This is a genomic window from Phyllobacterium pellucidum, assembly GCF_013327855.1.
GTDB lineage: Bacteria > Pseudomonadota > Alphaproteobacteria > Rhizobiales > Rhizobiaceae > Phyllobacterium > Phyllobacterium pellucidum.
Window position 1 is genome coordinate 1,018,077 of sequence record NZ_JABUMX010000002.1, and the last position, 16,886, is coordinate 1,034,962.

Here is a 16,886-nt window from a genome sequence, read left to right on the forward strand (position 1 = left end):
CGGCCCTGCTGCGTCCGGAAGTTCAGCGGCACTCCGCTACTGACACCGCGTTCGTACACCCCACTGCTATCTACCCACCACGACCGTCATCAACTCTGTTGAACGAGGTCGTCTCTCAGTCTCGCATTGAGCACGACAACGATCTTTCGCATGACGGCAGCGAGAGCGACGATCGGCTTTTTGCCACTGGCCGCGAGACGTTTGTAGAAGGCGGCGAACTCGCCTTTGCCGCGTGCGGCCTGCATGGCGGGCATGAAGAGGATCGTTCGAACCTCGGGCCGCCCGCCGCGGATCCTGCGATAGCCGATTGTCTTGCCGCTCTCGTTCGGGTGAGGCGCGAGGCCGGCAAGCGAGGCGGCATGGCGCCGATCCATCCGGCCGAGCTCGGGCAAGGTGGCAATGAGGGCTGCAGCCGTCGTCTTGCCGATGCCGTTCATGGCGGTGGCGATCTCGGTGCGGTGTTTGAGAGGGCCGGTTCCGGTCAGGACGGCGATGTCGCGGTCGATCTGGGCGATCTGCCTGTCGATGACGGCGAGTGTCGCCTTGAAGGTTGCAGCGAGCCGGCGGGCACCGGGTGCCTTCGACCGGTTGCGCTCGGCAACCCGCATCGCCATCAGGTCGCCGCGCCTTCGCACGAGTGCCTTGAGGTGCACCTCCCTGCAATCGGGTGCACACCACAAGGCCAGGCTCGCCCAGCGCTCCAGACCATAGGCCGACAGTTCACGCGCATCGATCGCATCGCTCTTGCCGATCCGTCCTTTCGAACGAATGAAGGCCTTGAGCTTGCGGGTGTCGCAGCGATGGACGGCCAGTCCGCATCGCTGGCATTCCTCGATGAGAAGGGTCTCGAACCCTCCGGTCGGCTCGCAGACGGCGAGATCGGCGTTCGACCGGCTGAGGAAGCGGCGGATGTCGCTGCGCCGGTTGGCGATGGTGATCACCTTCGACCCATCGCAAACGGCGATCGTCTCCTTGGCAATATCGAAACCCAGGCAGCGTGACGGGGGATGATGCAGAAAGGCCATGCTGATGCTATCCTCTCTCGGGTGCAGGCTTCGGATTGTTTGCGGGCGTGAAACACCGGCCCAATCAACTCTCCAAGCGATGGCAGCATGCCGCAGGGAGCCGTCATGACGACGGGTGCAACCCTTTCCTCGGACGGTCGCCTGCGACAGCGGCTGCGGGCTGTAACAGAGCCCGCAGCCGCATTCCAAAATTACATCATCTCGAAGAAACAATCCTCGGGCACTTGGCCCGAGGATAAATCACCACGTGGTCGAGCCATCAACGCAGCAGCCGTCATAACAGTGGATCCTCGGGACAACAGCCCGAGGATGACGGCGAAGAGGGTAAGGGTCCGGAGGATGATGGAGAGGTCGGGAATAAACCATTTGGTGCGGCCGTTATGCCAATTGAGAAGAGCGCGACGACGCGTTTGACAGGAACGGCGGCGACTGCATCGTCTCGTACGTGAGAGCCACAAAGAGCCCCCCACACTACCCGTCATCCATCCACCACTGCCGTCATCCTCGGGCCCTTGTCCCGAGGACCCACGATGACGGCAGATAGGGTAAATTTCCTCGACTGCGTAGCAGACCTCGGACACGGATGACGGTGGAGGGGTAAACTAAGCGGGAAGGCGCCAGTCGAGGCTCCCCGCCAAACGCCCACTCAGTCCTTCGGCTGGATTGTCTTCAGCATATTGCCGATATTGTCGATGACGCCGCCGCGGATATCGTTGCGCCACAGGGCGAAGGCGACATTGGCTTCGACGAAGCCTTCCTTCGAGCCGGTGTCATAGGTTCGTCCGCGGAAGTGGTAGCCGAAGAAGTCCTGTTCCTTCGTCAGCTTCAGCATGGCGTCGGTCAACTGAATTTCATTGCCTGCGCCCCGCTCCTGATGCTCGAGAATGTCGAAGATTTCCGGCTGGAGGATGTAACGGCCATTGATGTAAAGATTGGACGGCGCCGTGCCCTTGGCCGGCTTCTCGACCATCTCGGTCAATTCGAAACCCTTGCCGACCGGCCTGCCCTGACCGACAATGCCGTATTTATGCGTTTCGGCCGGATCGCATTCCTGCACGGCGATGACATTGCCGCCTGACTGGTTATAGAGCTCTACCATATCGGCCATGCAACCGGTCGATTCGGGCTGCATGATCATGTCAGGGAGCAATAGCGCGAATGGCTCATCGCCGACGATGTCGCGTGCGCACCAGACCGCATGGCCAAGCCCCATGGGCACCTGCTGGCGGGTGAAGCTCGTTGTTCCCGGTCCTGGCTGGATGCCTTGGAGTTCCTCGAGAAGTCCGGTCTTGCCGCGTTCTGCGAGCGTGGCATAGAGCTCGTACTGCGCGTCGAAATAATCCTCGATGACAGCCTTGTTGCGTCCGGTCACGAAAATGAAATGCTCGATGCCGGCCTCGCGCGCCTCATCCACCACATATTGGATGACCGGCTTGTCGACAACGGTCAGCATTTCCTTGGGAATGGATTTTGTCGCTGGGAGCACGCGGGTACCAAAACCCGCAACTGGAAAGACGGCCTTACGGATTTGCTTTCTCGTCGTCATCGTTACCTCGTCAGTGTTGCACGCTTCGATTACTGACGATGCATTCTGCACAAGATGCAAGCGAACAGTATCATTTCAAATTTACGCATAAACTTGTACAAAACCGCCGCCGGCTCTGGGTTTATGCGCTAGACAATTCGGTCTCAAAGACCCAAAATACATAACGCTGTAAAATAAATATTCGTTGCCGTTGTTAATGTAGCCTGGCAGCGCGCGTTTGCCGATGCATGGTAAACCAATTCCTAACTTTGCCATGTCTATTTTATCGTTTGACCCAAAAATGTGGAAACACAGTTCGAGGAGAAAACATAATGGTGAGTTCAACGGGGTTCGCACGGCGCGTCATGATCGCTGCAGCGGTTGCATGCCTTGGATTGGCAGGATCGACGGGGATCGCCGCAGCCGATGCGAAGTTCCAAAGCTGGATACAGGATTTTCGTGCAACCGCGTTGAGCAGCGGCATTTCCGCTGCCACCTACCAGCGTGCCTTCGCCGGCGTGACGGAAATCGATCCGGAAGTCCTGCAAAAGGCTCAATTTCAGCCGGAGTTTACCGAACCGGTCTGGGGCTATCTCGACAACCGTGTGAATGAGCATTCGGTGCAGACGGGCCGCGAAATGGCGCGCAAGTATAGCCGCTGGCTCGGAGCGATCGAAAAATCCTTCGGGGTCGATCGCAATATCCTGCTTGCTATCTGGTCGATGGAAACCAACTTCGGCGAGATCATGAAACGCGACGATGTGATGCGCGACGCGGTGCGTTCGCTTGCGACGCTCGCCTATGCCGACCCTCGCCGGGCAAAATATGCGCGCACGCAACTTATTGCAGCGATGAAAATTCTGCAGACCGGTGACATCGACCGCAGCCATCTGACGGGTTCGTGGGCGGGCGCGCTCGGTCACACCCAGTTCATTCCGACCAGCTATCTTGCATACGCGGTGGACATGGATGGCAATGGTAAACGCGATATCTGGAATTCCGTACCCGATGCGCTCGCTACGGCCGCAAACCTCTTGCGCAAGAATGGCTGGGAGAGCGGCCGCACCTGGGGCTATGAAGTCGTCCTGCCGGCCGGCCGCAAACTCCCCGGCGGCTCGCACACCATCGCCGAATGGCAGCAGCTTGGCGTCGTGCGCGCCAATGGCAAGCCCTTCCCCCGCGGCAGCGAGAGGGCGACGCTTAAGGTGCCGGACGGCCGTGCCGGCCCTTCGTTCCTGATGACACGCAACTTCTTCGTGTTGAAGAACTATAATAATGCCGACAAATATGCGCTCGCCGTGGGTTTGCTCGCCGACCAGATCGCCGGTGCCCCGGGCCTGCGCCAGGACTGGAACCGCCCCTTCACGCCGATCACCATGAAGGAGCGCGAAGAATTGCAGAGCCATTTGCGCGAACTCGGCTATTATGACGGCAAGGTCGATGGCAAGATCGGTACGAGCTCGCGGGATGCCATCCAGGCGTTCCAGAAGCAGATGGGACTCGATCCGGACGGTCATCCCAGCAAGGAAGTGCTGACCGTCATCCGGAAAAAATAGCTAAGTGAAGCAGATGATTGGGTTTGGCAGGTACAGATTACGTTCGCGGGTTGGTTCACGTCCCGCTCTCCTGCCGGCCTGCCCTGCTGCCGCGCCAACCCTCCTTCGGTCGCCGTCGCTGCTTGCAATCGCCATTGCCCTCGCCGGCACCTTCCTCTTCATCGAACATGCAACTGCCCGCACGCTGCTCGACATGTTGTTCGGTCCGCGCATCTACCGCGAAAATACAGACCGCCTGATCGATGACGGCAGGCGCGCCCGCCCGCCAAGCAAGAGCAGGCCGCCGCTAAAGCGCGCCCGCCCGCGGCCGGACACGGTAAGGACATCGCCGGTTCCAAACAGCGATGCCCCCATCCAGGCAAAATTGCCCGACGCAAAGCCGGTGCTGGTCGTCGGCGACTTCATGGCCGGCAGCCTCGCGGAGGGCCTCGATGCCGCGTTCATCGATGCACCGGGCGTGCGCGTCATCGACAAGGCCGATGGGTCTTCGGGTTTCGTGCGCAGCGATCATCGCGATTGGCCAGCTTCCATCGGCGAAATGATCGCCAAGGAAAAACCGGCCGTGGTGGTCATTATGATCGGCGCCAATGATCGCCAGCAATTCTCGGACGGCAAGGTGCTCCTCACCGACGACTGGACCAAGGAATACCAGGCGCGGATGAACGGCTTTCTCGATGCGGTGAAGAAGGCTGGCCAACCTGTCGTATGGGTGGGCCAGCCTGCCTTCAAATCGAAAAGCATCACCAACGACGTCCTCGCCTTCAACGAGTTCTATCGCAATGCCACCGAAAAGGCGGGCGGCACCTTTGTCGATGTCTGGGACGGTTTTGTCGATCAGAGCGGCAACTTCACCCTGTCCGGCTTCGATGTTTCCGGCCAGACGGCGCGCCTGCGCAACAATGACGGTATTGGAATGACCGCCGCCGGTAAACGCAAACTGGCATTCTACGTGGAAAAGCCGCTGCGGCAGATGCTCGGCAATGCAACGTCGCCGGACATTGCCGCGATCAAACCGGGTGCTCCGGTTCAGGCGCTGACCGGCGCGCCAGGGGCGCCCGCCAAGATCGACCGGCTTGCGCCGGTCAGCCTCAATGATCCGGAACTGGACGGTGGCACCGATCTGCTCGGCGCTGCTCCCCGTCCGGCAGTTGGCGGCGACAAATCTGCGCGCGACCGGCTCGTCATCGACGGCGTAGCGCCCGAGGGCCAGCCCGGCCGGGTCAACGATTTTTCATGGCCGAAACAATGAGGCCTCTAACGCCATTTTTTCTTATGACGGAGTCTTCGCTTCGGCCTCGGATGGTGCCTTGACCGGGATATAGATGACCGGCATCGGCTGAGGCTGATCGCTGGCGCTGGTGGCGACGGAAGCCGTTGCGGGTGCATTGCCCTGGACGGCAGCGTCCGTGGGTTGGTTGCATGAGGCAAGTCCAAGCAGGGCGGCGGTAAGCAGAATTCTCAAATACATTGGTAAAATACTCCACGACAACAGGTCTATGAACGGTCTGGCGACCTAAATCAATTAATCAAAAGTCTAATATTGATGGGTCTCGGGCTCGGTAAATGAGCGTCGACAGGATATGCCACCGGCACGCGATTTAAGACGTGCCGGCCTTTTGCGTCAGCGGGGGAGGACCGATGACCCCATGATCGCGGCGTCGATGGCATGGGCAGCCTGGCGGCCTTCGCGAATAGCCCATACGACCAGCGACTGACCGCGGCGCACGTCACCGGCGACATAGAGCTTGTCGACACTGGTCCGATAGTTCTTGTCGTCGGCGGAGACGGAACGATTGCCACGCCGGTCGGCGCGCATGTCGAGCGAGCCCGAGAGCTCCTTGACGATATTGTTCTCGAATGGGCCGGAGAAGCCGATGGCGATGAACGCAAGATCGGCCCTGATGAAGAAGTCCGTTCCCGGGATAGGCTTGCGCGCCTCATCGACTTCGCAGCACTTCACATGGGTCAAGCTGCCGTTTTCGCCGATGAATTCAAGCGTCGCAACCTGGAATTCGCGATCCGCGCCTTCAGCCTGTGAGGATGATGTGCGCATCTTGGTCGCCCAGTAGGGCCAGACGCTGAGCTTGTCTTCCCTTTCCGGCGGCTGCGGGCGAATATCGAGCTGCGTAACCTTTACAGCGCCTTGGCGGAATGCTGTTCCGACGCAGTCGGACGCCGTGTCGCCGCCACCGACCACGACTACATGCTTGCCCGACGCGACGATTGGATCGCTCGGCCAGGCGACCGACTCGATGTTCTCGCGGCCTATGCGCCGGTTCTGCTGGACGAGATAATGCATGGCGTCGTGGACGCCCTCGAACTCCGCGCCGGGAATGCCGGCGGGACGGGGGGTTTCGGCGCCACCGCAGTAGAGCACCGCATCATAGGTATCGATAAGCTCCTGGACTGGCTTGTCCACGCCAACGTTCACGCCGCAGAAGAAGGTTACGCCCTCGCCTTCCATCTGCGCGATGCGCCGGTCGATGAAATGCTTCTCCATCTTGAAGTCGGGGATACCATAACGCAGCAGACCACCCGGACGGCTTTCCCGCTCGTAGACATGAACCTCATGGCCGGCGCGGCCAAGTTGCTGGGCGGCGGCAAGGCCCGCCGGACCCGAGCCTATGACCGCGACATTCTTGCCGGTCTTGGCAAGAGCCGGCTGGGGAATGATGAAGCCCTTTTCATAGGCCTTGTCGGCAATCGCCTGCTCCACCGTCTTGATCGAAACCGGTACGTCCTCGAGATTGAGTGTGCAGGCTTCCTCACAAGGCGCGGGGCAGATACGGCCGGTAAACTCCGGAAAGTTATTGGTGGAGTGAAGATTGCGGATCGCCTCGTCCCAATTGTCGTTGTAGACGAGATCGTTCCAGTCCGGAATCTGATTGTGGACCGGACAGCCTGTCGGTCCATGGCAGAAGGGAATGCCGCAATCCATGCAGCGCGCCGCCTGCTTCTTCACTTCGCTGTCCGACATCGGGATCGTAAACTCCCGGAAATGCCGTATGCGATCCGACGCAGGCTGATACTTGCCAACCTGCCGGTCGATCTCGAGAAAACCTGTAACCTTACCCATAAAACTTCTCTCCCTCGCCTCTCGGGGGACTACCCTCGCCTTTTCAGGGGTTAGGGCAGCATTTGCCCCATGCCGAGCGTCTTTGATGAGACACTCGAAGCATGGTGCTTGTTGACTTTATTCGGCTGCGACGCCCATGCGCATGCGCTCCATATCTTCGAGCGCGCGACGGTATTCGACCGGCATGACTTTCACGAATTTCGGCCGGAAGCTTTCCCAATTGTCGAGAATTTCCTTCGCCCGCGCCGAACCGGTGTAGTGCATGTGGTTCGAAATCAGCTGCACAAGCCGTTCCTCGTCGTGCCTCGTCATATTGGCGGAGACATCGACGCGACCCTTGTGCATGAGATCGCCGCCGTGATGATGCAACTTTTCGAGAATGTCGTCCTCTTCCGGAACCGGTTCGAGTTCGACCATCGCCATGTTGCAGCGCTGCGCAAAATCGCCGGCTTCGTCGAGTACATAGGCGACACCGCCCGACATACCTGCCGCGAAGTTGCGCCCGGTCTGGCCAATGACGACGACAACGCCGCCGGTCATGTACTCGCAGCCATGGTCACCCGTGCCTTCGACGACGGCAATCGCCCCCGAGTTGCGCACGGCAAAACGTTCGCCGGCGACACCGCGGAAATACGCCTCGCCCTCGATGGCCCCGTAAAGCACGGTATTGCCGACGATGATCGAGTTTTCCGGGACGATCCTGGTATTTTCCGGCGGGCGGATGACTATGCGTCCGCCGCAAAGGCCCTTGCCGACATAGTCGTTGCCATCGCCGATAAGATCGAACGAAATGCCCCGCGCGAGGAAGGCGCCGAAGGATTGCCCGGCCGTCCCATGGAATTTGACCGAAATGGTCTCGTCCTTGAGCCCCTTGTGCCGGTAGCGCTTGGCCACTTCGCCCGAGAGCATGGCACCGGCCGAGCGGTCGACGTTCTTGATGTCCATCTCGATCCTGACAGGGATCTTGCTTTCGAGCGCGGTCCTTGCCTGCTCGATCAGCTTGCGATCGAGAATATCGACGATCGGATGGTTCTGCCGCTCGGTCCACCGCGTCTTTTCTTCGGGCGCCTCGGGCTTGTGGAAGATGCGGGTGAAGTCGAGACCCTTGGCCTTCCAATGTTCGATCGCCTCGCGCTTCTCGAGGAGTTCCGTCTTGCCGACGATCTCTTCGAGCCGGGTGTAGCCCATTTCGGCGAGGAACTGCCGTACCTCTTCCGCCATGTAGAAGAAGAAGTTGATGACGTGCTCGGGCGTACCCTTGAAGCGCTTGCGCAATACCGGGTCCTGCGTCGCGACGCCGACCGGGCAGGTGTTGAGGTGGCACTTGCGCATCATGATGCAGCCCGCCGCGATGAGCGGCGCTGTCGAGAAGCCGAACTCGTCGGCGCCAAGCAGGGCACCGATGATCACGTCGCGTCCCGTGCGCAGACCGCCATCGACTTGCAGTGCGATGCGCGAGCGCAAGCCGTTGAGGACGAGCGTCTGCTGCGTCTCGGCAAGGCCCATTTCCCAGGGGCTGCCCGCGTGCTTGAGCGAAGTCAGGGGCGACGCACCGGTTCCGCCGTCATAGCCGGAAATGGTGATGTGATCGGCGCGCGCCTTGGCGACACCGGCCGCGACCGTACCGACGCCGACCTCGGAGACCAGCTTCACCGAAACATCCGCCTCGGGGTTGACGTTCTTGAGATCGTAGATCAGCTGCGCCAAATCTTCGATCGAATAGATGTCATGGTGCGGCGGCGGCGAGATAAGGCCAACGCCGGGCGTGGAGTGCCGGGTCTTCGCCACCGTCGCATCGACCTTGTGACCGGGCAACTGGCCGCCCTCGCCGGGCTTGGCACCCTGCGCCACCTTGATCTGCATCATGTCCGAGTTGACGAGGTACTCCGTCGTCACGCCGAAACGGCCAGATGCCACCTGCTTGATGGCCGAACGTTCCGGGTTCGGCTTGCCGTCCGGCAGCGGGTAGAAGCGGTCTGGTTCTTCCCCGCCCTCGCCGGTGTTGGACTTGCCGCCAATCCGGTTCATGGCGATGGCGAGCGTCGTATGCGCCTCGCGGCTGATCGAGCCGAATGACATCGCGCCCGTCGAGAACCGCTTGACGATCTCTTTAGCCGGCTCAACATCGTCGATCGATATCGGCTTGCGGCCCGCATCTGTTGCCAATCTGATCTTGAAAAGGCCGCGAATTGTCTGCGCACGTGCCGACTGGCTGTTTACGAGGTCCGAGTATTCCTTGAACGTTGTGGCCGATTCCGTGCGCACCGCATGCTGCAGCTTGGCGACCGCATCGGGCGACCACAGATGCGCCTCGCCGCGAATGCGGTAGGCATATTCGCCGCCGACCTCAAGCGTGCTCGACAGGACAGGATCGTTGCCGAACGCATCGCGGTGACGGCGCACCGTTTCCTCGGCAACTTCCTCAAGACCAACGCCCTCGATGGTCGTTGCCGTGCCAAAGAAGAAGCGGTCGACAAAATCAGTCTTCAGGCCGACGGCGTCGAAAATCTGCGCACCGCAATAGGACTGATAGGTGGAGATGCCCATCTTGGACATGACCTTGAGGATGCCCTTGCCGATCGACTTCATGTAGCGCGAAACGACTTCCTTGGCGTCGACCTCCGGAGGGAACTCGCCGCGCTTGTGCATGTCGAGCAGGGTGTCGAACGCGAGGTAGGGGTTGATCGCCTCCGCGCCATAGCCGGCGAGGCAGCAGAAATGGTGCACTTCGCGCGGCTCGCCCGATTCCACGACGAGACCAACCGAGGTGCGCAGGCCCTTGCGGATCAGGTGATGGTGGACTGCGGCCGTCGCCAAAAGGGCGGGGATCGGTATGCGGTCCGGACCAACCTGGCGGTCGGAAAGGATGATGATGTTGTAGCCGCCATGGACGGCCGCTTCAGCTCGGTCGCACAGGCGTTCGACCGCACCGGCGAGACCGGCAGCGCCTTCATCGACGCTATAGGCTATATCAAGCGTCTTCGTATCGAAACGATCTTCGGTGTGGCCGATGGAACGGATCTTCTCGAGATCGCCGTTGGTCAGGATCGGCTGGCGCACTTCCAGCCGCTTGCGACGTGAGGAGCCGACGAGATCGAAAATGTTCGGACGCGGGCCGATGAACGAGACCAGGCTCATGACCAGTTCCTCGCGGATCGGGTCGATCGGCGGGTTGGTGACCTGGGCGAAGTTCTGCTTGAAATAGGTATAGAGCAGCTTCGACTTGTCCGACATGGCCGAAATCGGCGTGTCAGTGCCCATCGAACCGATCGCTTCCTGGCCCGTCGTCGCCATCGGCGACATCAGGAGGCGCGTGTCTTCCTGCGTATAACCAAACGCCTGCTGGCGATCGAGAAGGCTCACATCCTTGCGCAGCGCGCGCGGCTCGACCGGGCTCAGTTCTTCAAGAATGAGCTGCGTGTTCTTCAGCCACTGCTTGTAGGGGTGGCGCGTCGCGATCTCCGACTTGATCTCCTCGTCAGAAACGATGCGCCCCTTCTCGATGTCGATCAGCAGCATGCGGCCAGGCTGCAGGCGCCACTTCTTGACGATCTTTTCTTCCGGCACCGGCAAGACGCCGGCTTCCGACGCCATGATGACGTAATCATCATCGGTCACGATGTAGCGCGCGGGACGCAAGCCGTTGCGATCGAGCGTCGCGCCGATCTGGCGGCCGTCGGTAAAGGCGATCGCCGCCGGGCCATCCCATGGCTCCATCAGCGCTGCATGATATTCGTAGAACGCCTTGCGCTCTTCCGACATCAGCTTGTTGCCGGACCATGCTTCGGGAATGAGCATCATCATCGAATGCGCGAGCGAATAGCCGCCCTGGAACAGGAACTCCAGCGCGTTGTCGAAGCAGGCGGTATCGGACTGCCCCTCATAGGAAATGGGCCAGAGCTTGGAGATGTCGTTGCCGAAATACTCGCTGTCGACCGAGGCCTGGCGTGCCGCCATCCAGTTGACATTGCCGCGCAGCGTGTTGATCTCGCCATTGTGCGCGACCATGCGATAGGGATGCGCCAGCTTCCATGACGGGAAGGTGTTCGTAGAAAACCGCTGGTGGACAAGTGCAAGCGCGCTTTCAAAGCGCGGATCCTTCAGATCCCTGTAGTAGGCGCCAACCTGATAGGCGAGGAACATCCCCTTGTAGACGATGGTCCGCGCCGACATCGAGACGACGTAGAAATCGCTCTCCTTGCCGCCGTTCTCCTGGTAGATGCGGTTCGAGATGACCTTGCGCAGGACAAAGAGCCGGCCCTCGAAATCCTCGTTGGTTTCGATGTTGGGGTTGCGGCCGATGAAGACCTGCCGGTGGAACGGTTCGGTCGCTGCAATATGCGGTGCCTTCGACAGCGAGGAATTGTCGACGGGAACGTCGCGAAAGCCAATCAGCGACTGGCCTTCCGAAGCGATTACCTCGGAAATGACGGTTTCGATATGCGCCCGCTCTTCCGCATCCTGCGGCATGAACAGGTAACCGACCGCATAATGGTTGACCGGGGGCAGCTCGACACCTTTTTCGGCCCATTCGGCCCGGAAAAACGCATCGGGAATCTGGACGAGCATGCCCGCGCCATCGCCCATGAGCGGGTCGGCGCCAACCGCACCGCGGTGGGTGAGGTTTTCGAGCATGAACAGGCCGTCTTCGATGATCTTGTGCGACTTCACTCCCTTCATATGCGCAACGAAGCCGACGCCGCAGGCGTCATGCTCATTGCGCGGATCGTAAAGGCCCTGTTTTGACGGAATACCCGACGATTTATTGGTTTTGACCGCACGAGTCTGTACGGCCTGAGCAAGTTCAGTCGTTACAGATGGCGTCAAATCCGTCATCGTCAATTCCTCCAATTCGGCCCGTTGCGGGCGGTCAATCTCTCATGGGACGGAATAACATAATTCCAGCCCCGCCTCGGTGCGGCATATCTTCCGGTTGCAGGCTGCGGTCACCATTCTAGGGACGGAAGCAAGATTGCCCACCATCCCGTTTCGGTTCACGCAAATAGGACAGCAATGCTGTCTTATTGTGGTATGCCAGAATAAACGCCATCACACAAGATGGAAAAGTAAAAAATATGCGCACTGCGCGAAACATCATTGCGCAAAAGACCGCCAAAGTATCGCGATAGTTTCGGTTAGGGTGATTTCCGCCAAAAAGTCCAAGGAAAACAGCTGCTTCCTCCGCAGCCTCATGCGAGCATGGCTTTCCACGCGTCTGCTAAAGGGATATGCCAGCCGCATCAGATCGTATTGCAGGACAATCTCATGCATTTTGCTTCCGACAACTGGGCCGGCGCCCACCCCAAGATCGCTGAAAGCCTCGTCAAGAATGCAGGCGGCTTTGTGCCGGCCTATGGGTCGAGCGCGCTTGACAAGGCAGTGGAACAAACCTTTTGCGAGATATTCGAACGTGAGGTCGCGGTTTTCTTCGTTGGAACCGGCACGGCGGCCAATTCTCTGGCGCTCGCAAGTTTTGCCAGGCCTGGCGGGATGACATTCACGCACCGGGAAGCACACCTTATTGGCGACGAGGCCGGGGCTCCCGAATTCATCAGCGCAGGCGCGCGCTTGCGTCCCGTCGATGGACCGACCGGACGCATGGATTTGAATAACCTCAGATCCGCTCTTGAACCCGTTACGCCCGGTAACGTCTTTATCGGCCAGGCGATGGGCGTGTCTATTACCCAGGCCACCGAGATCGGAACGCTCTACGAACTCGCCGACATTGCCGCCATCTCCGCGCTCTGCCGCGAGCACGATCTGCCGCTGCATATGGATGGCGCCCGCTTTGCCAATGCGCTGGTATCGCTTGGATGCTCGCCGGCAGACATGACGTGGCGGCAGGGTGTGGACATCGTGTCCTTCGGCGGCACCAAGAACGGCTGCTGGTGCGCCGAAGCGCTGGTGTTCATGGACCCGGCAAGAGCGGAGGGCTTCCCCTTCCTGCGCAAGCGCGTCGCCCAACATTTTTCAAAATCGCGTTTCATCGCCGCCCAGTTCGAGGCTTACTTCGGCGAGGGCCTATGGCTGGAACTTGCGGCTCACGCCAATGCCATGAGTGCACGCCTCGCGGGCCATATTCGCGCATCAAAGCAACTGCGTCTCGCCTGGGAGCCACGCGCAAATGAGGTGTTTCCCGTGATGCCAAAAGAGACTGCGGCAAAACTGCGGGAAGCCGGCGCTGTTTTTCACAATTGGCGAGCGCCGCATTTTGAGGGAAGAGTTGCCGCTGAAGGCGAATCGCTTGCTCGGATGGTGACGAGCTTTGCAACAACGCCGGATGAAGTAGACCGCTTCGGCGCCCTCATCGCATGAAAAAAGCGGCGTTTTCACGCCGCTTTCTCCCGTTGCACCTGCCAATCGCTTAGCGGGCGGCTTTAGCTTCTATCTGCTTGGCTTCCGTGTCCGACAGGGAAGTCACGGCAATCTTGCGCGGCTTCATCTCTTCCGGGATTTCGCGCTTGAGATCGATATGCAGCAGGCCGTTTTTCAGGCTGGCACCACTGACCTCGACGAAATCGGCAAGATGGAAGCGGCGTTCGAAAGCCCGCGAAGCAATGCCGCGATAAAGCGTTTCGGCATTTTCATCGGTTTTCTCGGCATTCTTTTCGCCGGTGACCTTCAGCTGGTTGCGATGTGCCTCGATCTGGATCTCGTCCTCCGAGAACCCTGCAACGGCCATGGTGATGCGATAGGCGTTGTCGCCGGTCCGCTCGATATTATAGGGCGGATAGGTCTGGGCGCCTTCCGGCTGAGCCAGCGAATCAAGAATGGTGAACAGCCGGTCAAAGCCGACGGTAGAACGGTAAAGGGGTGAGAAATCAACGTGACGCATGTTTAAGCCCTCCTTTAGAGCGACAATGTTTGCGTATTTTGGTTCGATTGAGAGCTCCCGCAGTGGCAAGCCTTCGTGAACCAGCGACCCCGTTATGGCGGTCACAACGTGTATTTGGTTAGGCATTTTCTCGATTTCAAGGGCACGGCAGGCATCAAAAAGTCCAGCGCCAGCGTAGCGATCCCGGCCGGCAGATGAACGCAAAATGAACATGTTCTTCGGAATACGTTCAGCTCGATGCCGCTAAACCTACACTCAATCTGGCATTCGATCCGACACGACAAAGGACTTTGAAATGAAAAAAACCGTTCTTGCGCTCACGTCAGTGGCGCTTCTGATCACCGGCTTCTCGGCTTCGGCTTTCGCCGACGGCCGCTACTACCGGAACAGCGCGCCGGCGATCTACGTGGACGACGAAGATTATAATGATGGCTATCTGGTACAGGATCGCCGCTACTACGAAGGCTACCGCGATGACCGTCGCTACCGGTTCGGACCGCGCGATGTTACCCGCATGCTCGAACGGCGCGGCTACAGGGTGCGCGATGTAAACTTCGATCGCGGTCGCTACTTTGCCCGCACCTCGCGACGCGGCGAGCCCGTGCTTGTCGTTGTATCACGTGACGGCGACATTCTTGAAACCCGGCGCATGGGCCGCGATCGTTACTACGACCGTCCGAAGAGCGGCTTCAGCATCGAAATAAATCCGGCTTACTGATCAAACAAGCCGAGATCGTTGCGGATGTAACGTCCCTTCCAGCCGCAACGTATTGACCGGAAACTCCCAGGCAGGGTTTCCGGTCATTCTTTTTCTGGATGCCGCCGTTTGACCTTTAAGGCGGCGCATCTTATCAAAAGTGCATTCAACCATCACATCGAGCGGGCACCGACGTGGACCAGCCAACGCAAACGATCCGCCCCCTTGTCGAAACCGCCGCCAATCCGATACCGGCCGGCACGCGTGTCGAAGCGCTCGATCTCGGCAAAGGCAAGGTGCTCCGCTATGCGATCACCCCCGCCTCCAGCCACCCGCTGCATGGCACGATCATCATTCTGCATGGCCGCAACGAGTGCATCGAAAAATATTTCGAGACAATTACTGATCTCGCCTCGCGAGGTTTTGCGGTGGCGACCTTCGACTGGCGGGGGCAAGGCGCGTCAAGCCGTTATTTGCGCAATGCCGCCAAGGGCTTCGTGAAGCGTTTCGATGATTATGCGGGCGATTTTGAGCTGCTGTTTAAGTCCGTCATCCTGCCCGATTGCCGTGGCCCCTATTACGTTCTCGCCCATTCGGCCGGAGCACTGGCTGCCCTCGTCGCCGCACCGGCCTTTGCCAACCGGATAAGGCGGATGGTGCTGATTGCACCGCTTCTCGACATCAATTCCAGCCGCGCCCGCAAGCTGACCGCGCGGGTCATCGCCAATACGCTGCGTTCAACCGGGCTCGGCGGCACATATATGCTCGGCGGTCCGCATGTCTTGCGCCCGTTTGCGGCCAATGAGGTGACATCTGATGCGAGCCGCTACGACCGCAATTGCGGCGTCCTTGAGAGCGCGCCCGAGCTTGCAATCGGTGGCCCGACTGCAAGCTGGATCGTCGCCGCCGCGAAGGCGATCAAGCGCGTAACCAGGCCCGACTACGTCGACACGATTCGCATCCCGACACTCATCGTTGCGGCCGGGGCCGACACCGTCGTCTCGACGCCGGCAATCGAACGGTTCGCCGTGCAGATGCGCAATACGACGCTGCTTACCATCGATGGCGCGCGCCACGAGATCCTGCAGGAAAAGGATTTGTACCGCGAGCAGTTCTTCGCTGCCTTCGATGCCTTCATCCCTGGCACCGGCGGCGACGATGGCTCCGTTCTGGCGGAGGCTGGCGAAGACAGTGAGCCTGCCCTGGATGTCAGCGCCTGAAAACCGACGAGGCGCGCAGGCGCCGCCGCATGTCGTGCTCTACCCGTTCAAAACGTCAAGAGCCTGCGCATGAAGTTCGGCGTTGGCGGCGGCAATGATACTTCCGGCCTTTTCGGCTGGACCGCCATCCCAGGTTGTCACAACGCCGCCCGCCTTTTCGATGATGGGTATCAGCGCAACAATGTCATAGGGATGAAGGCCCGTCTCAATGACGAGATCGACAAAACCCGCAGCAACCATCGCATAGGCATAGCAATCGGTGCCGTAGCGGGCGAGCTTGACGCGTTGTTCGACGCGATCATAGGCAATCCGCTTCTCGGCCTTGAATATAGCGGGCGTCGTCGTGAACAATGTCGCATCGGCAAGATCGCGCGTCTTGCGTGTCTCAAGCCGGCGCGTCCCGCCCGGACCCTCATACCACGACGCTTCGCCATCACACAGGAACAGCTCTTTGGTAAATGGCTGCGCCATGACGCCGGCAACCGCGTCGCCATCCACAGTAAGCCCGGCCAGGGTACCCCAGACCGGGATACCGGAAATAAATGCGCGCGTGCCGTCGATCGGATCGATCACCCAGATATGCGAACGGTCGAGATTCTCGCCGCCATATTCTTCGCCCAGAATTCCGTGGTCTGGATGCTCCGCATTGATCAGCGCGCGAATCGCTTTCTCGGCCTCCCGATCAGCCTCGGTAACCGGATCAAACCCCGACTCGAACTTGTTGTCGATGAGCGAAATATTGCGGAATCGCGGCAAGGTCTGCTCTGCGGCGACACTCGCAATCCGCTTTAAAAAGGAAAGTTCTACGACCAAAATGGCTCCTCGCGATTAAAACATTCTCATCTAGGTGCATTATGGATGAGATTTGTGCATATTATTTGAGCAGTCGCCATCGGTGCACAAAAACATACACAAATTTCTTGACATTTGTGCGACGCAGCATAGAGTTGTG

General features: G+C 59.6%; 12 protein-coding genes. 5 read left to right on the forward strand and 7 right to left on the reverse strand.

The features are described from left to right. Window positions 1-89: 89 nt before the first annotated feature. Entirely contained in the window at window positions 90-1,025 is a 936-nt protein-coding gene (locus HQ945_RS12935) for a transposase (protein ID WP_113280887.1), read from the reverse strand. A gap of 646 nt (window positions 1,026-1,671) precedes the next feature. Further along, the gene (gene galU / locus HQ945_RS12940) at window positions 1,672-2,571 is read right to left on the reverse strand and encodes a UTP--glucose-1-phosphate uridylyltransferase GalU (RefSeq protein WP_091925786.1); all 900 of its coding nucleotides are present in this window, start codon (window positions 2,569-2,571) and stop codon (window positions 1,672-1,674) included. Window positions 2,572-2,882: 311 nt separating this feature from the next. Between galU and HQ945_RS12945 the strand changes: the two genes are divergently transcribed. Next, a complete protein-coding gene (locus HQ945_RS12945) occupies window positions 2,883-4,106 on the forward strand; it encodes a lytic murein transglycosylase (RefSeq protein ID WP_113280888.1) in 1,224 nt (407 codons plus the stop codon). A gap of 13 nt (window positions 4,107-4,119) precedes the next feature. Further along, window positions 4,120-5,355 (forward strand): SGNH/GDSL hydrolase family protein, encoded by a 1,236-nt coding sequence (locus HQ945_RS12950; RefSeq protein ID WP_113280889.1) that lies wholly within the window; start codon window positions 4,120-4,122, stop codon window positions 5,353-5,355. Window positions 5,356-5,376: 21 nt separating this feature from the next. Here HQ945_RS12950 and HQ945_RS12955 read toward each other — a convergent pair whose 3' ends face one another. The 3 genes from HQ945_RS12955 to gltB form a co-directional block, all read right to left on the reverse strand. Beyond that, on the reverse strand, window positions 5,377-5,574 hold the full coding sequence (locus HQ945_RS12955; protein WP_113280890.1) for a hypothetical protein: 198 nt from the start codon (window positions 5,572-5,574) through the stop codon (window positions 5,377-5,379). A gap of 153 nt (window positions 5,575-5,727) precedes the next feature. Next, window positions 5,728-7,182 carry a glutamate synthase subunit beta gene (locus HQ945_RS12960; RefSeq protein WP_091925422.1) on the reverse strand — a complete coding sequence of 485 codons (1,455 nt, stop codon included), beginning with the start codon at window positions 7,180-7,182 and terminating at the stop codon, window positions 5,728-5,730. A gap of 117 nt (window positions 7,183-7,299) precedes the next feature. After that, complete coding sequence (gene gltB, locus HQ945_RS12965; protein ID WP_027229495.1) at window positions 7,300-12,018, reverse strand: glutamate synthase large subunit; 4,719 nt, start codon at window positions 12,016-12,018, stop codon at window positions 7,300-7,302. A 429-nt stretch (window positions 12,019-12,447) separates the two neighbouring features. Between gltB and HQ945_RS12970 the strand changes: the two genes are divergently transcribed. Beyond that, window positions 12,448-13,497, forward strand: coding sequence for a threonine aldolase family protein (locus HQ945_RS12970; RefSeq protein WP_113280891.1), 1,050 nt, complete (start codon window positions 12,448-12,450; stop codon window positions 13,495-13,497). 49 nt (window positions 13,498-13,546) lie between these two features. Here HQ945_RS12970 and HQ945_RS12975 read toward each other — a convergent pair whose 3' ends face one another. Continuing rightward, window positions 13,547-14,017 carry an Hsp20 family protein gene (locus HQ945_RS12975; protein WP_027229493.1) on the reverse strand — a complete coding sequence of 157 codons (471 nt, stop codon included), beginning with the start codon at window positions 14,015-14,017 and terminating at the stop codon, window positions 13,547-13,549. 295 nt (window positions 14,018-14,312) lie between these two features. On the opposite strand from HQ945_RS12975, the gene HQ945_RS12980 reads away from it, so the two are divergent. Further along, a complete protein-coding gene (locus HQ945_RS12980) occupies window positions 14,313-14,735 on the forward strand; it encodes a hypothetical protein (protein ID WP_051614367.1) in 423 nt (140 codons plus the stop codon). A 173-nt stretch (window positions 14,736-14,908) separates the two neighbouring features. Beyond that, window positions 14,909-15,934 carry an alpha/beta fold hydrolase gene (locus HQ945_RS12985; RefSeq protein WP_343051223.1) on the forward strand — a complete coding sequence of 342 codons (1,026 nt, stop codon included), beginning with the start codon at window positions 14,909-14,911 and terminating at the stop codon, window positions 15,932-15,934. A 39-nt stretch (window positions 15,935-15,973) separates the two neighbouring features. On the opposite strand, the gene hisN is transcribed toward HQ945_RS12985, so the two are convergent. Continuing rightward, entirely contained in the window at window positions 15,974-16,747 is a 774-nt protein-coding gene (gene hisN / locus HQ945_RS12990) for a histidinol-phosphatase (RefSeq protein WP_113280892.1), read from the reverse strand. Window positions 16,748-16,886: the final 139 nt, after the last annotated feature.